This window comes from Bifidobacterium samirii, assembly GCF_003952945.1.
In the GTDB taxonomy this organism is placed as follows: domain Bacteria; phylum Actinomycetota; class Actinomycetes; order Actinomycetales; family Bifidobacteriaceae; genus Bifidobacterium; species Bifidobacterium samirii.
In genome coordinates, this window is the sequence record NZ_QXGK01000018.1 from 1 (window position 1) to 16,966 (window position 16,966).

The 16,966-nt window shown below is 70.4% G+C and carries 13 protein-coding genes; 5 read left to right on the forward strand and 8 right to left on the reverse strand.

The genetic code is table 11. The features are described 5' to 3' along the window. Window positions 1–319: 319 nt before the first annotated feature. Window positions 320–1,582 carry a Na+/H+ antiporter NhaA gene (locus tag D2E24_RS08075; protein ID WP_125968834.1) on the forward strand — a complete coding sequence of 421 codons (1,263 nt, stop codon included), beginning with the start codon at window positions 320–322 and terminating at the stop codon, window positions 1,580–1,582. A 21-nt stretch (window positions 1,583–1,603) separates the two neighbouring features. On the opposite strand, the gene D2E24_RS08080 is transcribed toward D2E24_RS08075, so the two are convergent. The 8 genes from D2E24_RS08080 to D2E24_RS08115 all read right to left on the reverse strand — a co-directional run bounded on the left by D2E24_RS08080 (window position 1,604) and on the right by D2E24_RS08115 (window position 12,230). Continuing rightward, a complete protein-coding gene (locus tag D2E24_RS08080; protein ID WP_125968879.1) occupies window positions 1,604–2,281 on the reverse strand; it encodes an O-methyltransferase in 678 nt (225 codons plus the stop codon). Window positions 2,282–2,302: 21 nt separating this feature from the next. Then, window positions 2,303–3,259 (reverse strand): 2Fe-2S iron-sulfur cluster-binding protein, encoded by a 957-nt coding sequence (locus D2E24_RS08085; protein WP_125968835.1) that lies wholly within the window; start codon window positions 3,257–3,259, stop codon window positions 2,303–2,305. Between the two features lie 251 nt (window positions 3,260–3,510). Next, on the reverse strand, window positions 3,511–5,373 hold the full coding sequence (locus D2E24_RS08090; RefSeq protein ID WP_125968836.1) for an FAD-binding protein: 1,863 nt from the start codon (window positions 5,371–5,373) through the stop codon (window positions 3,511–3,513). Further along, complete coding sequence (locus tag D2E24_RS08095; RefSeq protein ID WP_125968837.1) at window positions 5,342–6,829, reverse strand: DNA-processing protein DprA; 1,488 nt, start codon at window positions 6,827–6,829, stop codon at window positions 5,342–5,344. Before D2E24_RS08095 ends, D2E24_RS08090 begins: the two co-directional genes overlap by 32 nt. Beyond that, complete coding sequence (locus tag D2E24_RS08100; protein ID WP_125968838.1) at window positions 6,826–8,355, reverse strand: YifB family Mg chelatase-like AAA ATPase; 1,530 nt, start codon at window positions 8,353–8,355, stop codon at window positions 6,826–6,828. The genes D2E24_RS08095 and D2E24_RS08100 overlap by 4 nt, the downstream gene beginning before the upstream one ends. After that, window positions 8,355–8,855, reverse strand: coding sequence for a YraN family protein (locus D2E24_RS08105; protein WP_125968839.1), 501 nt, complete (start codon window positions 8,853–8,855; stop codon window positions 8,355–8,357). The genes D2E24_RS08100 and D2E24_RS08105 overlap by 1 nt, the downstream gene beginning before the upstream one ends. Before the next feature lie 254 nt (window positions 8,856–9,109). After that, window positions 9,110–10,888 carry a substrate-binding domain-containing protein gene (locus tag D2E24_RS08110; protein ID WP_125968840.1) on the reverse strand — a complete coding sequence of 593 codons (1,779 nt, stop codon included), beginning with the start codon at window positions 10,886–10,888 and terminating at the stop codon, window positions 9,110–9,112. 124 nt (window positions 10,889–11,012) lie between these two features. Further along, complete coding sequence (locus D2E24_RS08115; RefSeq protein WP_125968841.1) at window positions 11,013–12,230, reverse strand: NADP-dependent isocitrate dehydrogenase; 1,218 nt, start codon at window positions 12,228–12,230, stop codon at window positions 11,013–11,015. 117 nt (window positions 12,231–12,347) lie between these two features. Between D2E24_RS08115 and D2E24_RS08120 the strand changes: the two genes are divergently transcribed. The 4 genes from D2E24_RS08120 (at window position 12,348) to def (ending at window position 16,702) form a co-directional block, all read left to right on the forward strand. After that, entirely contained in the window at window positions 12,348–13,469 is a 1,122-nt protein-coding gene (locus D2E24_RS08120; protein WP_125968842.1) for a GuaB3 family IMP dehydrogenase-related protein, read from the forward strand. A gap of 165 nt (window positions 13,470–13,634) precedes the next feature. After that, window positions 13,635–14,129, forward strand: a complete 495-nt coding sequence (locus D2E24_RS08125) for a hypothetical protein (RefSeq protein ID WP_125968843.1) — start codon at window positions 13,635–13,637, stop codon at window positions 14,127–14,129. Between the two features lie 53 nt (window positions 14,130–14,182). Then, window positions 14,183–16,219 carry an AMP-dependent synthetase/ligase gene (locus D2E24_RS08130; RefSeq protein WP_125968844.1) on the forward strand — a complete coding sequence of 679 codons (2,037 nt, stop codon included), beginning with the start codon at window positions 14,183–14,185 and terminating at the stop codon, window positions 16,217–16,219. Next, window positions 16,220–16,702: a peptide deformylase gene (def, locus tag D2E24_RS08135; protein ID WP_125968845.1), complete on the forward strand. Its 483-nt coding sequence runs from the start codon at window positions 16,220–16,222 to the stop codon at window positions 16,700–16,702. Window positions 16,703–16,966 lie beyond the last annotated feature (264 nt).

The following is a 16,966-nucleotide window of genomic DNA, read 5'->3' on the forward strand; positions in this document are numbered from 1 at the left end:
TGCCGCTTCGTCGCCATGCTGATCCTGTCTTCCATAAGACAAGCCAAACAGGACCGATACCGTTCGCGCTCATTCCCGATGAGGCACCACCACACCCTACGCGCTCAAAAAACGTGAGGCACGTCGCCGGGCTGAACGGGACCCGCGTCCTCGGGTAGAATGGACGACGCAATCAAGCGCCCGCCGCACTTTTGCGGTGGACGCTCGTCGTATCGGGGTACGGCCGTATCGGCGGCCCGGTCGCGCCGCCGCAGGACGCGGCCGGCGAACCGGACGGACCGGACGGAACCGGACGGATCAATCATGGAACGGAGGCGCGATGGCGCAACGTCGTGGAATCGGGGCGGCGGTCCGCCGCATCGCGGGATCGGACCGCATCTCGGGACTCATCATGCTCGGATTCGCCCTCGTCGGGCTGATCCTGGCGAACCTGCCGGCCACGGCCCACCTGTTCGAGACGGTCGCCGAAACGCATGTCGCCGTGCCGCACACCAACATCGACCTGCCGATCGGCCACTGGGCGCAGGACGGCCTGCTGACCGTCTTCTTCCTGACCGTCGGCCTCGACCTCAAACAGGAGCTGACGACCGGCTCCCTCGCCAATCCGAAGGCCGCCGCCGTGCCGATGCTGTGCGCGGTGGGCGGCATGCTGGTCCCGCCCGTCCTGTTCGTCGCCGTGGCGTCGCTGTTCTCGCAATGGGGCTCGGGGGAGAGCGGCACGGTCGTGCTCACCGGCGGACAGACGGTCCCGTTCGCCGAACTCGCCCAGGGCTGGGCCGTGCCTACCGCCACCGACATCGCGTTCTCGCTGGCCGTGCTCGCCCTGTTCGCCAAGGGACTGCCCGGTTCGATCCGCGCGTTCCTCATGACGCTGGCGACCGTCGACGACCTGCTGGCGATCATCCTGATCGCCGTGTTCTTCTCCTCGCTCAATGCCTGGTACTGGTTCCTCGGCATCGCGGCGTGCGCCGCCGCATGGTACGTGCTGGTGCGCATGCGGCGCGTCCCGTGGATCGCCGTGGGCGTCGTGGGCGTGCTCGCCTGGGTGATGATGTTCGAGGCGGGCGTGCATCCCACGCTCGCCGGCGTGCTCGTAGGCCTGCTCACCCCGGCGCGTGAACGCTTCGGCGAGACGACCCCGCGCGCGCAGCGCTACGCGCACAAGCTCCAGCCGCTCTCCGCGCTCGTCGCCCTGCCGGTGTTCGCGCTGTTCGCCACCGGCGTGCGCTTCGCGTCGCTCACGCCGGCGCTCATGCTCTCGCCGCTCGTCATCGCGATCATCGTCGCGCTCGTGGTCGGCAAGCCGCTGGGCATCATGACGACGGCATGGATCTCGACGAGGCTGGGCGGACTGGCGATGCCGCGCGGACTCAAGGTGACCGACCTGTTCCCGGCCGCGTGCGCGTGCGGTATCGGGTTCACCGTATCGTTCCTCATCGCGTCGCTCGCGTACACGAATCCCGAACTGTCCGCCGAGGCGCGCTTCGGCGTGCTCGCCGCATCGCTGATCGCCGCGGCTGTCAGCGGCGTGCTGCTGCACCGGCAGTCGAAGCGGTGGGCGATGAAGGGGCGAAAGGGCTGAAAGAGCTGAACCGTACCGTCGTCAGTCGGCGGTCTTGACGGCGAACAGCACGCCGGTGCCGGTGGGCGTGAGCGTCGTGACGAACCGCTCGTCGGCCTCGACGAGCGACACGAGCTCGCGCATCGCCACGGCCTTGCGCGAACGGTCGGCCGGGTTGAGCGTGCCGCCGTTCGCGGCCGCATCCTCAAGCGCGAACACGTCGGTGAACGCGATGACGCCGTGCGTGCGCAGCAGCCGCGGCGCCTGCTCGAACGTCGCCGCATAGTTGTCGCTGTCGCCGGCGACGACGATCAGATCGTAGTCGCCCGCGTTGAGGCGGGGGAGGAACACCTGGGCGGGCGCGTTGACCGCGCGCAGCCGGGCCGTCGTCTGGTCGGCCATCGTCGAGAACAGGCTCCGCACCAATGCGATGCCCTGCGCCGACGAGTCGACCGCGGTCAGCTGGCCCGCGCCGTCGAGACCGGCCGCCAGCTGCAGCGTCTCGACGACCGACCCGGTGCCGACCATTATGACCGACGACGCGGCCGTCATGCGCACCAGCAGCGACAGCAGCTCCGCCTGACCGGCCGGCCCCTGCGGGAAGCCGGCCTTATGCGCCATCTCCCGGGCCTTGGCGATCTGCGGCGACTGCCGCGAGAACGCGTGGTCCTCGGCGAACTCCCACGCCCGCGACAGGTTCGTATACGACGTCTTGTCCATAGCCATACGTTCCGAACGGTCTCAGCGTTCCTTGACCTTGGCGACGATCTGCCACATCTCCTCGCCCACGTCGATGCCGCGCGGGCACTGCAGCGTGCAGGCGCGTACCGACTGGCACGCCGACACGCCGTCCGGAGTGTCGATCGCGTCCAGACGCGCATCGGTGGCGGTGTCCCTCGAATCGTTGACGAACCGGGACGCGGCGATGAGCGCGGCGGGGCCGATGAACGCGTCGCCGCCGGCGAACACCGGGCAGCTGCCTTCGCACACGCCGCAGGCGATGCAGTTCGTCAGCGTCTCGTAGCGGGCCAGCTCCTCGGGATGCTGCAGGTATTCGAACACGTCCACCTTGCCTTCGGACGTGGTGGCGAGCACGCCGTCCGCCTGCAGGTACGGCTTGAGCTTGCGGATCTGGTCGAGCATCGGGTCGATGTCGGCGATCAGGTCGCGCAGCACGGGGAAGCCGGGCAGCGGCGACAGTTCGATGACGCCCAGATCGGCGGACGCTGTGGCGGCACCTGCGGCAGCGCTTGCGGCGGCAGCGTCATCGTCGGCGGCGGTCGCGTCGGCGTCACCGGTGCGACGGAAGCCGTCGGCGTCGACCGGCACGGCCGGCTTGGCCCAGTCGGCGACCGCGGCGGTGCACAGCAGCGTCGGCGTGCCGTTGATCGCCACCGCGTCGGATCCGCACATGCCGTGGCCGCACGAATAGCGGAACGCGAGCGTCGGATCGACGGTGCGCTTGATGGTGAGGAGGCAGTCGAGCACCGTGTCCTGCGGGCGCACGTCGAGCACGTACTCCTGCACCCACTGGCGGCCGCGCGGACGACGCGCGCGCGGTTCGGCCGACGAGCCGAACGGGGACGCCTTGCGGGCGAACGGGCTCGCCCCGCGTGAACGGCCTTCTCGTTCGGGACGGGGCGCGAACCTGTTCACGCGCAGCGTCACTCGGGTCAGCACATCGTTCGTGCCGCTCATACTCATCAGCCTCCTGAAGTCACAAGAATCGACAATACATTCTGCCATAGGGCATGGCCTGCCAAGGCCCGGTCCCCGTCATCGCGCAATCGGCGCGCAATCGACGTAATCGACCTGCGCGCCGGATGCGCGGCCGGTGAGCAGGGGGAAACGGCCTTCGGCGGGCCTTCGCACGGGAGCGGGCCGGCCGGATGGCACGGCCGGCCCGGTCGGGAACACGGGCGGAGACGCCGGACGGAACGGCCCGGCCGTCAGTAGCTGCGCTCCTGCGGCGGCATATCGACGATATGCACCGGCTGCCACAGCGGCTCCTCGCCGGCCGCGGTCATCGAATGCGCGAGGAAGCGCTCGTCGTCGCGCTCCGGGAAATCGGTGCGGCACAGCGAACCGCGCGACTCGTGGCGGGCGTCGGACGCGGCGAGCATCACGCCCGCCAGATCGACCAGATGGCGCACCTCCCAGATCGCCGTCAGCTCCTGGTTGAACGTCGGCGCGGACTCGTGCGCGCGCAGCCGTTCGGCGCGCGGTCGCAGCTCGTCGCGCAGCTCGTCGGCGGCGCGGGCGATCGACGGGGCGTCGCAGCGCACCGCGAGCGCCTGCTCCATGACGGCGCCCAGGTCGGCGGCCAGACGGTACGGGTTGTCGTCGGCGTCCGGATCGTCGGCGTCGGCGGGGCCGGCGAGCAATGCGGCGATGTCGTCGCGGCGTGCCGCGGCGGCGGTGTCGACCGGATCGTCGGCGTCGGACGTCATGTCGGCGTCGATGCCGGCGACGGCGACGGGCGCGTCGGCGATGCGGTCGGCGAGCGTGCGGCCGGCCTGCGTGCCGAACAGGCAGGCGTCGAGCAGCGAGTTGCCGCCCAGACGGTTGGCGCCGTGCACGGACACGCACGAGCATTCGCCGGCGGCGAACAGGCCTTCGACGGGATGGCGTTCCTCGCCGTCCCAACGGTAGACGACGCCGTCGGTGCCGATGGGGATGCCGCCCATCGTGTAGTGGGCGGTCGGCTTGACCGGCACCCAGTCGTGCACCGGGTCGAGTCCGGCGTACTTGCGGATCGTCTCGCTGACCTGCGGGAGCACGGCCTCCATGTGGTCGGCGTCGATGCCGGTCATGTCGAGCCACACGCAGTCCCTGGGACCGTCGGGATCCTTGGGGTCGGCGACGCCGCGGCCCGCGTCGATCTCGGCGCGGATGGAGCGGCTGACCACGTCGCGGGCCGCCAGGTCGGCGTGGCCGGGCGCGTAGCGTTCCATGAACGCCTCGCCGTCGGCGTTGCGCAGCACGCCGCCCTCGGCGCGCGCCGCCTCCGACAGGAGGATGCCGGTGTGCGCCAGTCCGGTCGGATGGAACTGCACGAATTCGATGTCCTCGAGCTGCAGGCCGGCGGTCAGGGCGAGCGCCATGCCGTCGCCGGTCAGGTCCCACGAGTTCGACGTGGTGTGGAAGAGACGGCCGGCGCCGCCGGTGGCGAGCAGCACGTTGCGCGCGTGCACGGCGTGCGTGACGCCCTTGTGCGTGTCGAAGGCGACGACGCCGGCGACACGCTCGCCGTCGCTGTCGAGCACCAGATCGGTCACATGCCATTCCTCGGCGAATTCGACGCCGGCGCCCACGCACTGCTGCCACAGCGTGTGCAGGATCTGATGGCCGACGCGGTCGGCCGCATAGGCGGCGCGGCGCACCGGTTCGGCGCCGAAGTCGCGCGTGTGGCCGCCGAAGCGGCGCTGCGCGATATGGCCGTCGCCGGTACGGGAGAAGGCCACGCCGTCGCGTTCCAGGTTGATGACCGTCTCGGGCGCGTACTGGGCCAGCAGGGCCGCGGCGTCCTGGTCGACCAGCCAGTCGCCGCCCTTGACGGTGTCGTAGTAGTGCCAGCGCCACTCGTCCTGTTCGACGTTGCCCAGGCTCGCGGCGATGCCGCCCTCGGCGGAACCCGTATGCGAACGCAGCGGCTGCAGCTTGGAGATCACCAGAATGCGCGGATCGACGCCCTCGTCGCGCAGACGCGCGATCTGCGCCGACCGCAGCACCGCCAGCGCGGCGGACAGGCCGGCCGCGCCGGCGCCCACGATCACGGCGTCATACATGTCTTCGATATGCTTCGGACTCATACCCACGATTGTGGGGAGACGCCGGGACGACGACGCCGTCGCGCACGGCGAGCGCGCCCGCCATCTCCATCTCGCCGAGCATGACGAGCACGGCGGGCAGGTCCATGCCCTCGACCCGCTGCGCGATCGCCTCGGCGCTCGCCGGCACCCGGTCGCGCCGGCATCGCCGGATCGCGGCGAGGACGGGGCGGAAGGTGTCGGCCGCATCCTGCGTGCCGACGTATCCGCCATCCGGGTCGGCGTCGGGCGCGTCGCCGTCGTTCGGCCCGGTCCGCCCGCTCGCCGGTGCGGAGGTACGACCGTCCGGCTGCGCGTGCGCGCCGCGGTCCGGCGTGGGCGGCGGGAGCGGACGGTGCGACGGATGGCAGATGCCGTCGGCGGCGTCGGCCGAGGTGAGGATCATCGCCTTGCCGTCGGCGATGAGCCGGTTGCAGCCGGCGTTGCCGGGCGTGGTGATGTCGCCGGGCACGGCGTACACCTCGCGGTTGAGTTCGGCGGCCCATCCGGCCGTGTTGAGCGCGCCGGAGCGCAGCCGCGCCTGGGCGACGACGACGGTGGACGCGAGCGCGGCGATGATGCGGTTGCGCAGCAGGAACCGGCGCGCCTCGGGCACGACGTCGGGCGGCAGCTCGCTGACGAGCGCGCCGCCCGAGTCGAGGATGCGCGAGAACAGTTCCCTGTTGCACTGCGGGCCGACATGGTCGAGGCCGCCGGCGAACACCGCGACCGTACGGCCCACGGCGTCCGGATCGTCGGCGCGGGCCAGCGCGTCGAGCGCACCCCAGTGCGCGGCCGCGTCGGTGCCCATCGCGCCGCCCGACACGACCAGATGCCCGTGCAGGGCCGCGCGCGAGGCGAGCGTGCGCGCCACGCGCGACCCGTAGTCGTTGACGCCCCGCGAGCCGACCACGGCCAGCGGCGCCGGGCAGGAGACGAGCGCCGACGGCTCGCCGGCGACCCACAGGCACAGCGGCGGCGCCCATTCGCGGCGGATCATCAGATCGTCGAGCCGGGACGGCCAGCATGGGCCGGACGGTCCTATGATCCGCCGGCCGCGGTCGAGTCCGAGCCATCGCCGGCACGCCTGCGGGTCGAGGGACGGCAGGCGTTCCATCCGACGATGCCATCCCGCCAACGCGGTATGGAACGATTCGACATGCCGGGCCAGCGGACGGCGGCCCCAGGCGACGAGGCCGGTGAGGAACGCCTCGTCGAGGGCCTTGCGCGCCAGTGCCGCGGAATGCGGTTCGGCGCAGGGGCGCGCGTCGACGACGAGCCGCCATACGGCGGCCGCGTCGGGCAGGCCCTTGAGGAGCGCCACCATGAGCGCGTCGGCGCCGTCGAGGCACGCGGTGAGCGCGGCCCGGCACAGCGTGTCCTCGTCCGGATCGTCCGGCGGCGGCGCGGGCGCGGGAATCCGCGGCGGAACGGATTCGGGAACGGGAGCGGCGCTCATGACACCCTCGCCCTCAGCAGGATGCCCTGATGCATCTGTTCGGGGCCGGGGGAGCCGAGCCCCTCCATGTCGGCCAGCGTCCACGCCAGGCGCATCGCCCGGTCGGCGCCGCGCAGGCTCAGCCTCCGGTCCTCCAGGGCGCGGTTGACCAGTTCGATGGCCTTGCTCGACGTATGCTCGCGCAGCCACTGACCCGACGCCTGCGCGTTGCACGACCATCCGAACGGCGCGAACCGCTCCTTGGCGACGGACCGCGCCCTGACCACCGCCACGCGCATGTCGGCGCTGGACCGTTCGCCGACGGCACGGCCCGCGCCGATGCGGTCCACCGCGGGGACCTCGACCTGGATGTCGATGCGGTCGAGGATCGGCCCCGACAGTCGCGAGAAATACCGGATGCGGTCGCGCTCCCGGCAGGTGCAGCGCTCCCCGGTGCCGCCGGCGAACCCGCACGGGCACGGGTTCGCGGCCATGACCATCTGGAAACGCGCTGGATAGTAGGTGGTGCCCTTCGCACGGGAGAGCGCCACATAACCCGACTCCAGCGGTTCGCGCAGCGTCTGGAGCGTGCGCGACGAGAACTCGGGCGCCTCGTCCATGAACAGCACGCCGCGATGCGCCCTCGTGATCGCCCCCGGACCGGCCAGCCCGGCGCCGCCTCCGACGAGCGCCGCCGTGGACGACGTGTGATGCGGCGCCTCGAACGGCGGCACGTCGCTGATCCCGTATGCGGGCAGCGTGCCGCACAGGGAGCGGATCGACGCGACCTCGAGCTGCTCCGCCTCGTCGAGCGGGCACATGATGCCCGGCATGCGCGAGGCGAGCATCGTCTTGCCCGATCCCGGAGGCCCCACCATGAGCAGATGGTGCCCGCCGGCCGCGGCGACCTGCAGCGCCCACTTCGTCATCGGCTGGCCCACCACCTCGGCCATGTCGCCCATGCCGGGCAGATGGAACGGCTCCGCGTCGAGCGCCGACGCGGTCCGGACGGCGTCGGGAAGCGTATACCGGGCGTCGCCGCCCATCATCTCGACCAGCTCGCCCACATGACGCACGCACACCACGTCCATCCCGTCCACCAGCGACGCCTCGTCCTCGTTGCCGGCCGGCACGATCAGACGGCGCAGCCCCCGGTCCCGCGCGTGCAGCAGGATCGGCAGCAGCCCGTGGATGGGCAGCACGGTGCCGTCGAGATTCACCTCGCCCAGCACGATCGTCCCGTCGAGCGAACCGGGGGCGATGACCCCGGCCGCGCTCAGCACGCTGGCCGCGATCGCCAGATCGTGCGACGAGCCGCGCTTGGGCATCGACGCGGGGGAGAGGTTCACCGTGACCCGCGTCTCGGGCCACTTCATGCCGCTCGCCTGGCAGGCGGACTTGACCCGTTCGCGCGCCTCGCTCAACGACGCGTCCGGCAGGCCGATGATCGAGAAATACGGCAGGCCGGGCGAGACGAACGCCTGCACCTGCACGACGAACGCCTTGAGACCGACCAGCCCCACGGACAATGCGCTTCCGATCGTCATCAGCACACCTCCCGGATATGACGCAGGACCGGAGGCGCTCCCGCGGCGGCGACGATCGCGATCACGTCGAAGCGCACGCCCCGATGCGGCACGCGATGACGGCTGTCCGTCAGCCATTGGACGGCGGCCGCGCGCAGACTGTTGCGCTTCCGGGCGGTCACCGCCTCCTGCGGCGGACCGTAGCGCACTCCGCGGCGCGTCTTGACCTCGACGAAGACGAGGGAGCGCTCCGGGGAGAGGGCCACGATGTCCAGCTCGCCGTAGCGGCAACGCCAATTGCGCTCCAGCACGGTGAACCCGGACGCGGCAAGCCAGGCGGCCGCATACCGTTCGCCCAGCGCGCCCAGCTCCCGGGGCGGGAGCGACACATCGGATAGGCGCGCCGCCAGCGCCTCCGGATCCGGATCGGACGCATCGGAAGCGTCAAGGCCGTCGATGCGGCCGGTGCCGCCGAGGGCGGTGCGCTCGGCGGGAGGGATGGTGGAGAAGTAGGTATCCATACGTCCATCGAAGACGACCGGCCGCACCCGCACAAGGGCGAACGGGGATTGTGGACGCAGACCCCGGTCGCCGGCGTGTTGTGGACAACCCGATGTGGACAACCCGGGGATTGTGGACAACCGGAGGCACGCCGGACCATAAACGACGGCGGCGGTCCCCGCAAGCGCAGGAACCGCCGCCGATCGAAGACAGCGGACGAACCGACGGTCCGTCACGGACCGTCCGGCACGGTCCGGCCATCACAGGCAGACCGTCACAGGCCGGCGTCGGCCAGTGAGATATACCCCGGATCGATGAGCGTCTCCTTGAGGTTCGACGCGCTCACCGCCAGCAGGTCACGGCTCACCGTCGGCACCTTATGACCGTCGACCGTGGTCGAACCGAGCGAGGCGACGCCGGCGCTCGCGGGCGTGCCGCCGTCGTTGAGCGCCGCGCACACGGCCGCCGTGTCGTCGGCCAGCCCGGCGCGGTCCTCCAGTGCGGTCATCCACTGGCTGCCGCCCACGATGCCCGGCATCGCGTCCACGTAGGCGCCGTAGCCGGTGACGATGGGCCAGCGGCGGTTGAACTCGTCGAGGTCGCGCTTCGCCTCCGCCTCGTCGTCGGCGTCCGTCGCATCGGCCTGCGGGGCCTTGATCGGGTCGGGGACGGCGTTGCGCTGCAGGTCCTTGCGTCCGGTGATGTTCTCCACGATGCCCGAGATCGTGATCGACGGGTTGATGTCGGCCGCCGAACCGGTGTAGCCGAGCTGCTGCAGCGAGGCGACGACCTGCTGCGCGGCATGGTCGTTCATCGCGATGACGCCGTCGATGCGGGTGTGCACGTCCTCCTCGTCCGACGCGAGGCGGCTCGCGATCGCGTCGCCGGCGTCGTCGGCGAAGGCGACGCGGCTCCAGTCGTCGTCGGTGCTGTGGGCGTCGAGCAGGCCGGACGGGCTGAACGCCTTGCCGTCCTCGAAATACGGCTGCAGCACCGACCAGACGCCCTTGAACAGGGATGCGGCGAACGCGGCGCCCATGCGCGCGTCGGCGTCCTCGCCGCTCTCGCCGGCCGTGCCGTCGGATTGCGCCGTGTCGGTCCAGGCGTCGGATCGGGACGCCTCGTCCGAGGCCGCCGCATCGTCGGATCGCGTGTCGCCGGACGAATCGGACGACGCGGAATCGGTCCCGGCGGCGTCGGTATCGTCCGTCTCCTGCCATCCGGTCACGGGGAGGAGCACCTCGATCGCCTTGGGGTTGTCGGCGCTGGTCTTGTCCAGGTCGAGCTTGTCGGCGAGCTTGCGGGCCTGGATGCGGCCGATGCCCTCGGCGTCGGCCATCGCCACGATCGCGTCCGGGGTCGCCCCGTCGACCGTGTCGGACAGCATCACCACGTGCATGCCGTGCTCCCGCGCCAGGTTCAGCGACGAGGCGAGCCGCGAGACGGCCGCCGCATCCGTGTCGTCGTCCGAATCTCCGTTTGTGCCATCGCTCGTGCCGTCGTCGGTCCCGGCCTGGGTCCCGTTGCCTGCGGTCCCGTTCGTCGCGGCATCGTCGTCGGAACCGTTGCCGGCATCGGCATCGCCATCGCCGTCGGCGACGGGCGTTCTCGCATAGTCGCCGTAGCGTGCGGTCGCTTCGTCCGTGTCGTACGCCGGCGCGACGACGAGCGTCGTGGCGCGCAGCTCCTCGTCGGACACCGTTCCGTCGCTCACCCGCTCCACGACGTAGTCCTGCACCGCGCGGCTCTGCTCGTCCAGATCGCCGCTGGACGAGGCGACGATGCGCTTGCGGGCCACGTCGCGCTCCTGCAGCGCGTCCGACAGCGCGGAGACGAACGACCCCCACGTGTTGAGCGGCACGTCGCCCGACAGCGTCATCGCGTCGGACGGCGTGAAGACGGCGACGCTGCCGGCCACGGGCGTCGCGTCGTCCGCGTCGTCGTCCTGCGTCCGCCCTCCCTCGGACGTGCAGGCGCAGAGGGACAGGGCCAGGGCGGCGCAGGAGACGGTCGCCGTCAGTCGCGTGGCGAGGCGGATGCCGGGAAGGGTCATGATCCATCCTTTTCATGCTCGTATGCGTTCGGCTGACATTGTAGTCGTACCGGCGCATGACGAGGCCGGCCGCACCCCGCGGCGGGATGCGGCCGGCCTGTTGGGTATCCGGTCCGGAACGCGGTCAGCGCAGCGCGCGCTCCAGTCCCTCGGCGAGCGCGTCCATGAATCCCTCGGTGTCGAGCCACGGCTGGTCGGGGCCGACGAGCATGGCCAGGTCCTTGGTCATGACGCCTGATTCGACGGTGTCGACGATTGTCCGTTCCAGCGTGAGCGCGAAGTCGCGCACCGCGGGCGTGCCGTCGAGGTCGGCGCGGTGCTTGAGGCCGCCGGTCCACGCGAAGATCGAGGCGATCGGATTGGTGGACGTCTTCTCGCCCTTCTGCCAGCGGCGGTAGTGGCGGGTGACGGTGCCGTGCGCGGCCTCCGCCTCGACGGTGCGGCCGTCCGGGGTCATGAGCACCGAGGTCATGAGGCCGAGCGAGCCGAAGCCCTGGGCGACCGAGTCGGACTGCACGTCGCCGTCGTAGTTCTTGCACGCCCAGATGTATCCGCCGTGCCACTTGAGCGAGCTGGCGACCATGTCGTCGATCAGACGGTGCTCGTAGGTCAGGCCCTCCTGCGCGAAGCGCTCCTTGTACTCGGTCTCGAACACCTCGGCGAAGATGTCCTTGAAGCGGCCGTCGTACGCCTTGAGGATCGTGTTCTTCGTCGACAGGTACACCGGGTAGCCGCGCATCAGACCGTAGTTGAAGCAGGCGCGCGCGAATCCGCGGATCGAATCGTCGGCGTTGTACTGCACCTGCGCGACGCCGCCGTCCGGACCGTAGTCGTACACGACGTGCTCGATCGGCTCGGAGCCGTCCTCGGGGGTGAACGTGACGGTCAGACGGCCGGCGCCCGGCACCTTGAAGTCGGTCGCCTTGTACTGGTCGCCGAAGGCGTGGCGGGCCACGACGATCGGCTTGGTCCAGCCGGGCACCAGCCGCGGCACGTTCGACATGACGATCGGCTCGCGGAAGATCGTGCCGCCCAGGATGTTGCGGATCGTGCCGTTGGGGGACTTCCACATGCGCTTGAGCCCGAACTCCTCGACGCGCGCCTCGTCGGGCGTGATCGTGGCGCACTTGACGCCCACGTGCTCGCGCTGGATCGCCCGGGCCGCGTCCACGGTCACCTGGTCGTCGGTCGCGTCGCGGTTCTCGATGCCCAGGTCGTAGTATTCGAGGTCCACGTCCAGATACGGCAGGATCAGACGGTCCTTGATGTCCTTCCAGATGACCCTGGTCATCTCGTCGCCGTCGAGCTCGACGACCTTGCCTTCGACCTTGATCTTGGCCATGCTTCCTCCTTCGCGGGATGTGGGGGGTATGGAGCAAGTCATAGCGCAGGTTTGTAACACGGGCCGCCCCGTATCCGAAACACGGACTGTCATGCACGGGCATTAGCCTTGGGAGTCATGTCTCAGGAAATTGAAATCGGATTGGGTAAGAAGGGCCGTCAGGCCTACTCGCTGGACGACGTGGCCATCGTCCCGTCCCGTCGCACCCGCGATCCCGAGGACGTGTCCACTTCGTGGCAGGTGGATGCCTACGAGTTCGACGTGCCGGTGATCGGCGCGCCGATGGACTCGGTCACCAGCCCCGCCACCGCGATCGCGATGGGCCGCCTCGGCGCCCTCGGCGTGCTGGACCTGGAGGGCCTGTGGACCCGCTACGACGATCCGGAGCCGCTGCTGGCCGAGATCGCGTCCCTGCCGGCCGACGAGGCCACCCCGCGCATCCAGGAGATCTACGCCGAGCCGATCAAGCCGGAGCTGATCGTCCAGCGCCTGCACGAGATCCGCGACGCCGGCGTCACGGTCGCCGGCGCGCTCTCGCCGCAGCTCACCCAGCAGTACTACTCGACCGTCGTCGACGCGGGCGTGGACCTGTTCGTCATCCGCGGCACCGTCGTCTCGGCCGAGCACGTCAGCAAGGGCCACGAGCCGCTCAACCTCAAGAAGTTCATCTACGACCTCGACGTGCCGGTCATCGTCGGCGGCGCGGCCAACTACACGGCCGCCCTCCACCTGATGCGCACCGGCGCCGCCGGCGTGCTCGTCGGATTCGGCGGCGGCGCCGTGTCCGCCACGCGCACCACGCTCGGCGTGCACGCCCCGATGGCCACCGCCATCGCCGACGTGGCCGAGGCCCGCCGCGACTACATGGACGAATCCGGCGGCCGCTACGTGCAGGTCATCGCCGACGGCGGCATGGGCGACTCCGGCAGCTTCGTCAAGGCGCTCGCGCTGGGCGCCGACGCGGTCATGCTCGGCGCCCCGCTGGCGCGCGCCGAGGAGGCCCCCGGCCGCGGCAAGCACTGGGGTTCGGAGGCCCGCCACCAGAGCCTGCCGCGCGGCTTCCGCACGGACGTGGGCACGGTCGGCTCGCTCGAGCAGATCATGTTCGGCCCCAGCCACCAGGCCGACGGCCAGGTGAACTACATCGGCGCGCTGCGCCGCGCGATGGCGTCCACCGGCTACGTGGACGTGAAGAACTTCCAGCGCTGCAACATGGTCGTCACCTCGTACGGCCGCTGATCGCCGCGGACCGGGACACCGGCGCGCACTTATCCACAATGGGCCCCCGGTCGGTTGACCGGGGGCCCATTGTGTGGTGAGGTGGACACCGCGGCGCCAAGGGGACGCCGCGGTGTCCGGGGGAGGCCCGGACGCGTTGTGCATCCTATGGAAAGCAGGTCGACGATGACTGCCGAGGAAGATTCATCATTCGTGCCGTGGAGCCGCAGGCCCATACCTCCCGAGGAAGGCGAGCTCGAGATCGAGCTGTCGCGCAAGCCCGTCCCGTACCATATCGCCCGCTGCTTCGAGGGGCAGGTCGACTCGGTCCAGTGCCGTGCGCTGGCACTGTCGTCGTGCCGCATCTCCTGCATGGCGACCGACGTCGTGCGCGGCCGCATCTCCGCGGACCGTCTCCAGCGCAGCGTGACCACCCAGTGCCTGCGCAAGCTCGACACGATGGCCGTGCTGCTCGACGATGAGCGGCGCCGCCGTCCCGAGCAGGGGCATCCGATGGGCGTCCTGCCGGTGATCCCGCAGTCGGTCAACGGCATGCTGATCAGCGCGACGCACATCGAGACGGCAATCCATCTGACGATCGGCAGCAACGACCACTGGGCCAACATCGCGCTCCAGCAGATCGGCTGCCGTTGGATGTGCGTGTACGCCGACATCGGCTGACCGCGCCGCCCGTGGCCGGTGGGGACGTCGGGCGCCGGTATAGTATGGGACTCATGTTGCGTGAATATTCCGTGGATACGATCCGCCCGACGACAGAGAAGGACACCATCTACTCGCTGCTGGCCAACCGCGCCGCGCGCGATCCGGAGGACCTGATCGCCCAGTGGCAGGACGAGCAGACCCGCCAGTGGCACGACGTGACGGCCGGCCAGATGGACGCGCGCGTGCGCGAGGTCGCCAAGGGCCTGATGGGCCTGGGCGTGCGCCCCGGCAGCATGATCGTCATCTATTCGCCCACCTGCTACGAGTGGGGCGTCGTCGACTTCGCGTGCGCGGCGATCGGCGCGGTGAGCGTGCCGGTGTACGAGACCGACTCCGCCAAGCAGGCCGAGAGCATCGTCGAGGACGTCGACCCGGTCATCGCGTTCGCCGGCGACTACGAGCACGCCCAGACGCTCGACCGGATCCGCGCCGAGCGCGACGGCCTCAAGTACGTGTTCAACTTCAAGGCGAACGGCCTGGACGCCGTCGCCGACTTCGGCGGCTCGGTGTCCGACGAGGAGCTGGAGCGCACGATCGGCCGCGTCAGGGCCGACGACATGGCCACGATCGTGTACACGTCCGGCTCCACCGGCAAGCCCAAGGGCGCGATGCTCTCGCACCGCAACTTCACCCACACGGTGCTCAACGGCTACGAGGTGCTCAACGACATGCTCTACCAGCCGAGCCGCCTGCTGCTGTTCCTGCCGCTGGCCCACTGCTTCGCCCGATACATCCAGTACGTGGCGATCGGCTCGCACGGCGTCGTGGGCTACATCCCGTCCGCCGCCCACCTGCTCGCCGACCTGCGCGGCTTCAAGCCCACGTACCTGCTGGGCGTGCCGCGCGTGTTCGAGAAGGTGTACAACGCGGCCTCGCAGAAGGCCGGCGCCGGCATCCAGGGCCGCGTCTTCGCCAAGGCCGTCACCCACTTCGTCCAGTGGTCCAAGGACGAGCAGGAGGGCCGCGGCCATTCGCTGCCCGCCCGCCTGGAGCACGCGTTCTACATGAAGACCGTCGGCGCCTCGATCCGCTCCGCGCTCGGCCCGAACCTGAAGTACCTGGCCTGCGGCGGCGCGCCGCTCAACGTCGACCTGGCGCACTTCTTCAACGGCTTCGACGGCATCACGTTCATCCAGGGCTACGGCATGACGGAGACCGCCGCGCCGTGCATGGTCAACTTCCAGGACTCCAACCGCATCGGCTCGGTCGGCCACCCCGGCTGCGCGCAGGTGCGTCTGGCGGACGACGACGAACTGATGATCCACGGCGAGAGCGTGTTCCTCGGCTACTACCGCCGCCCCGACCTGACCGCCCAGGTGCTGGGCGCCGACGGCTGGCTGCACACCGGCGACCTGGCCACGATCGACGACGACGGCTTCATCTTCATCACCGGACGCAAAAAGGACATCATCATCACCGCCGGCGGCAAGAACGTCAGCCCCGCCCCGATGGAGGACGTCATCGGCACCTGCCCGATCGTCTCGCACGCGGTCGTGGTGGGCGACGGCAAGCCGTTCATCTCGGCGCTCATCGAGCTCGACCCGGAGATGACCCGCTCCTGGCTCGCCTCGCGCGGCCTCGACCCGGACATGCCGGCCGACCGCATCGCCCAGTCCGATGCGGTGCGCTCGTTCGTCCAGCAGTACGTCGACCAGGCCAACGCGAACGTGTCGCGCGCCGAATCGGTGCGCAAGTTCGTGATCCTCGACGAGGAGTTCAGCCAGGACAGGGGCACGCTGACCGCCAGCATGAAGGTCGTGCGCCCCAAGGTGCTCGCCCGCTACGAGGACGTGATCGAGAACGTGCTGTACGCGCCCAAGTCCGGCGGCCGCCCGGTGCCCAGGACCGTGCAGATCCTCGACCGGACCACCGAGACCGTGCGCCAGGCGTCCGAATCGGTCAAGCAGGCGTCGGAGAACGTCACGCCGCGCATGAGGCAGGCGTTTGATACGATGCAGGACAGGATCAAGCGGCAGCCGGCCGACGGCGAGCCGCTCCCGTCGGACGCCGACGCCGCCGACGACACCAACGACAGCGAGGAGAAGTAAGTGGCCATCCGTGACATCCGCGTAGTCCCCGACCCGGTGCTGCGCACCCCGTGCGAGGAGATCAGGACCATCACCCCGGCGGTGCGCCGCCTCGTCGACGACCTGCTCGAGACCGTGGACGACCCGGGCCGCGCCGGCCTGTCCGCCAACCAGATCGGCGTGAACCTGCGCGCCTTCTCCTACAACATCGACGGGAAGATCGGCTACATCCTCAACCCGGTGATGGAGGAGAAGAGCGGCGAGCAGTACGGCGACGAGGGCTGCCTGTCCGTGCCGGGCCTGTGGTACAAGACCCGCCGCGCCGACTACGCGCGCGTGCGCGGCATCGACCTCGACGGCAACGAGGTCGTGCTCGAGGGCAGCGGACTCATGGGCCGCATGCTCCAGCACGAGTGCGACCACCTCGACGGCCACGTCTACCTGGACCGTCTGGAGAAGGAGGAGCGCCGCGAGGCGCTGCGCTACATGCGCACCCACGGCTGACGGTCCCGATCCCGTTCCTTCCGACGCCCCGCCGCGCCGGCGTCCCGCACGCCGCGCACGGCGGGGCGTCGCCGCATCCGGCTGTACCGGGCGTCTGCTATCGTGGACGCTCGTGTGTGCCACCCGGCGACGGCCATAGTCGCAGACGGCCCGAACCACCAGTATTGTCAACCGGCACACCGCAGAACGCGTCATGTCCGCGACGGCCCGTGTCGGTCGGTCCGGAGCCCCGCCCAGGCGGGTCCCGGGCTGCACGCGGGTGCG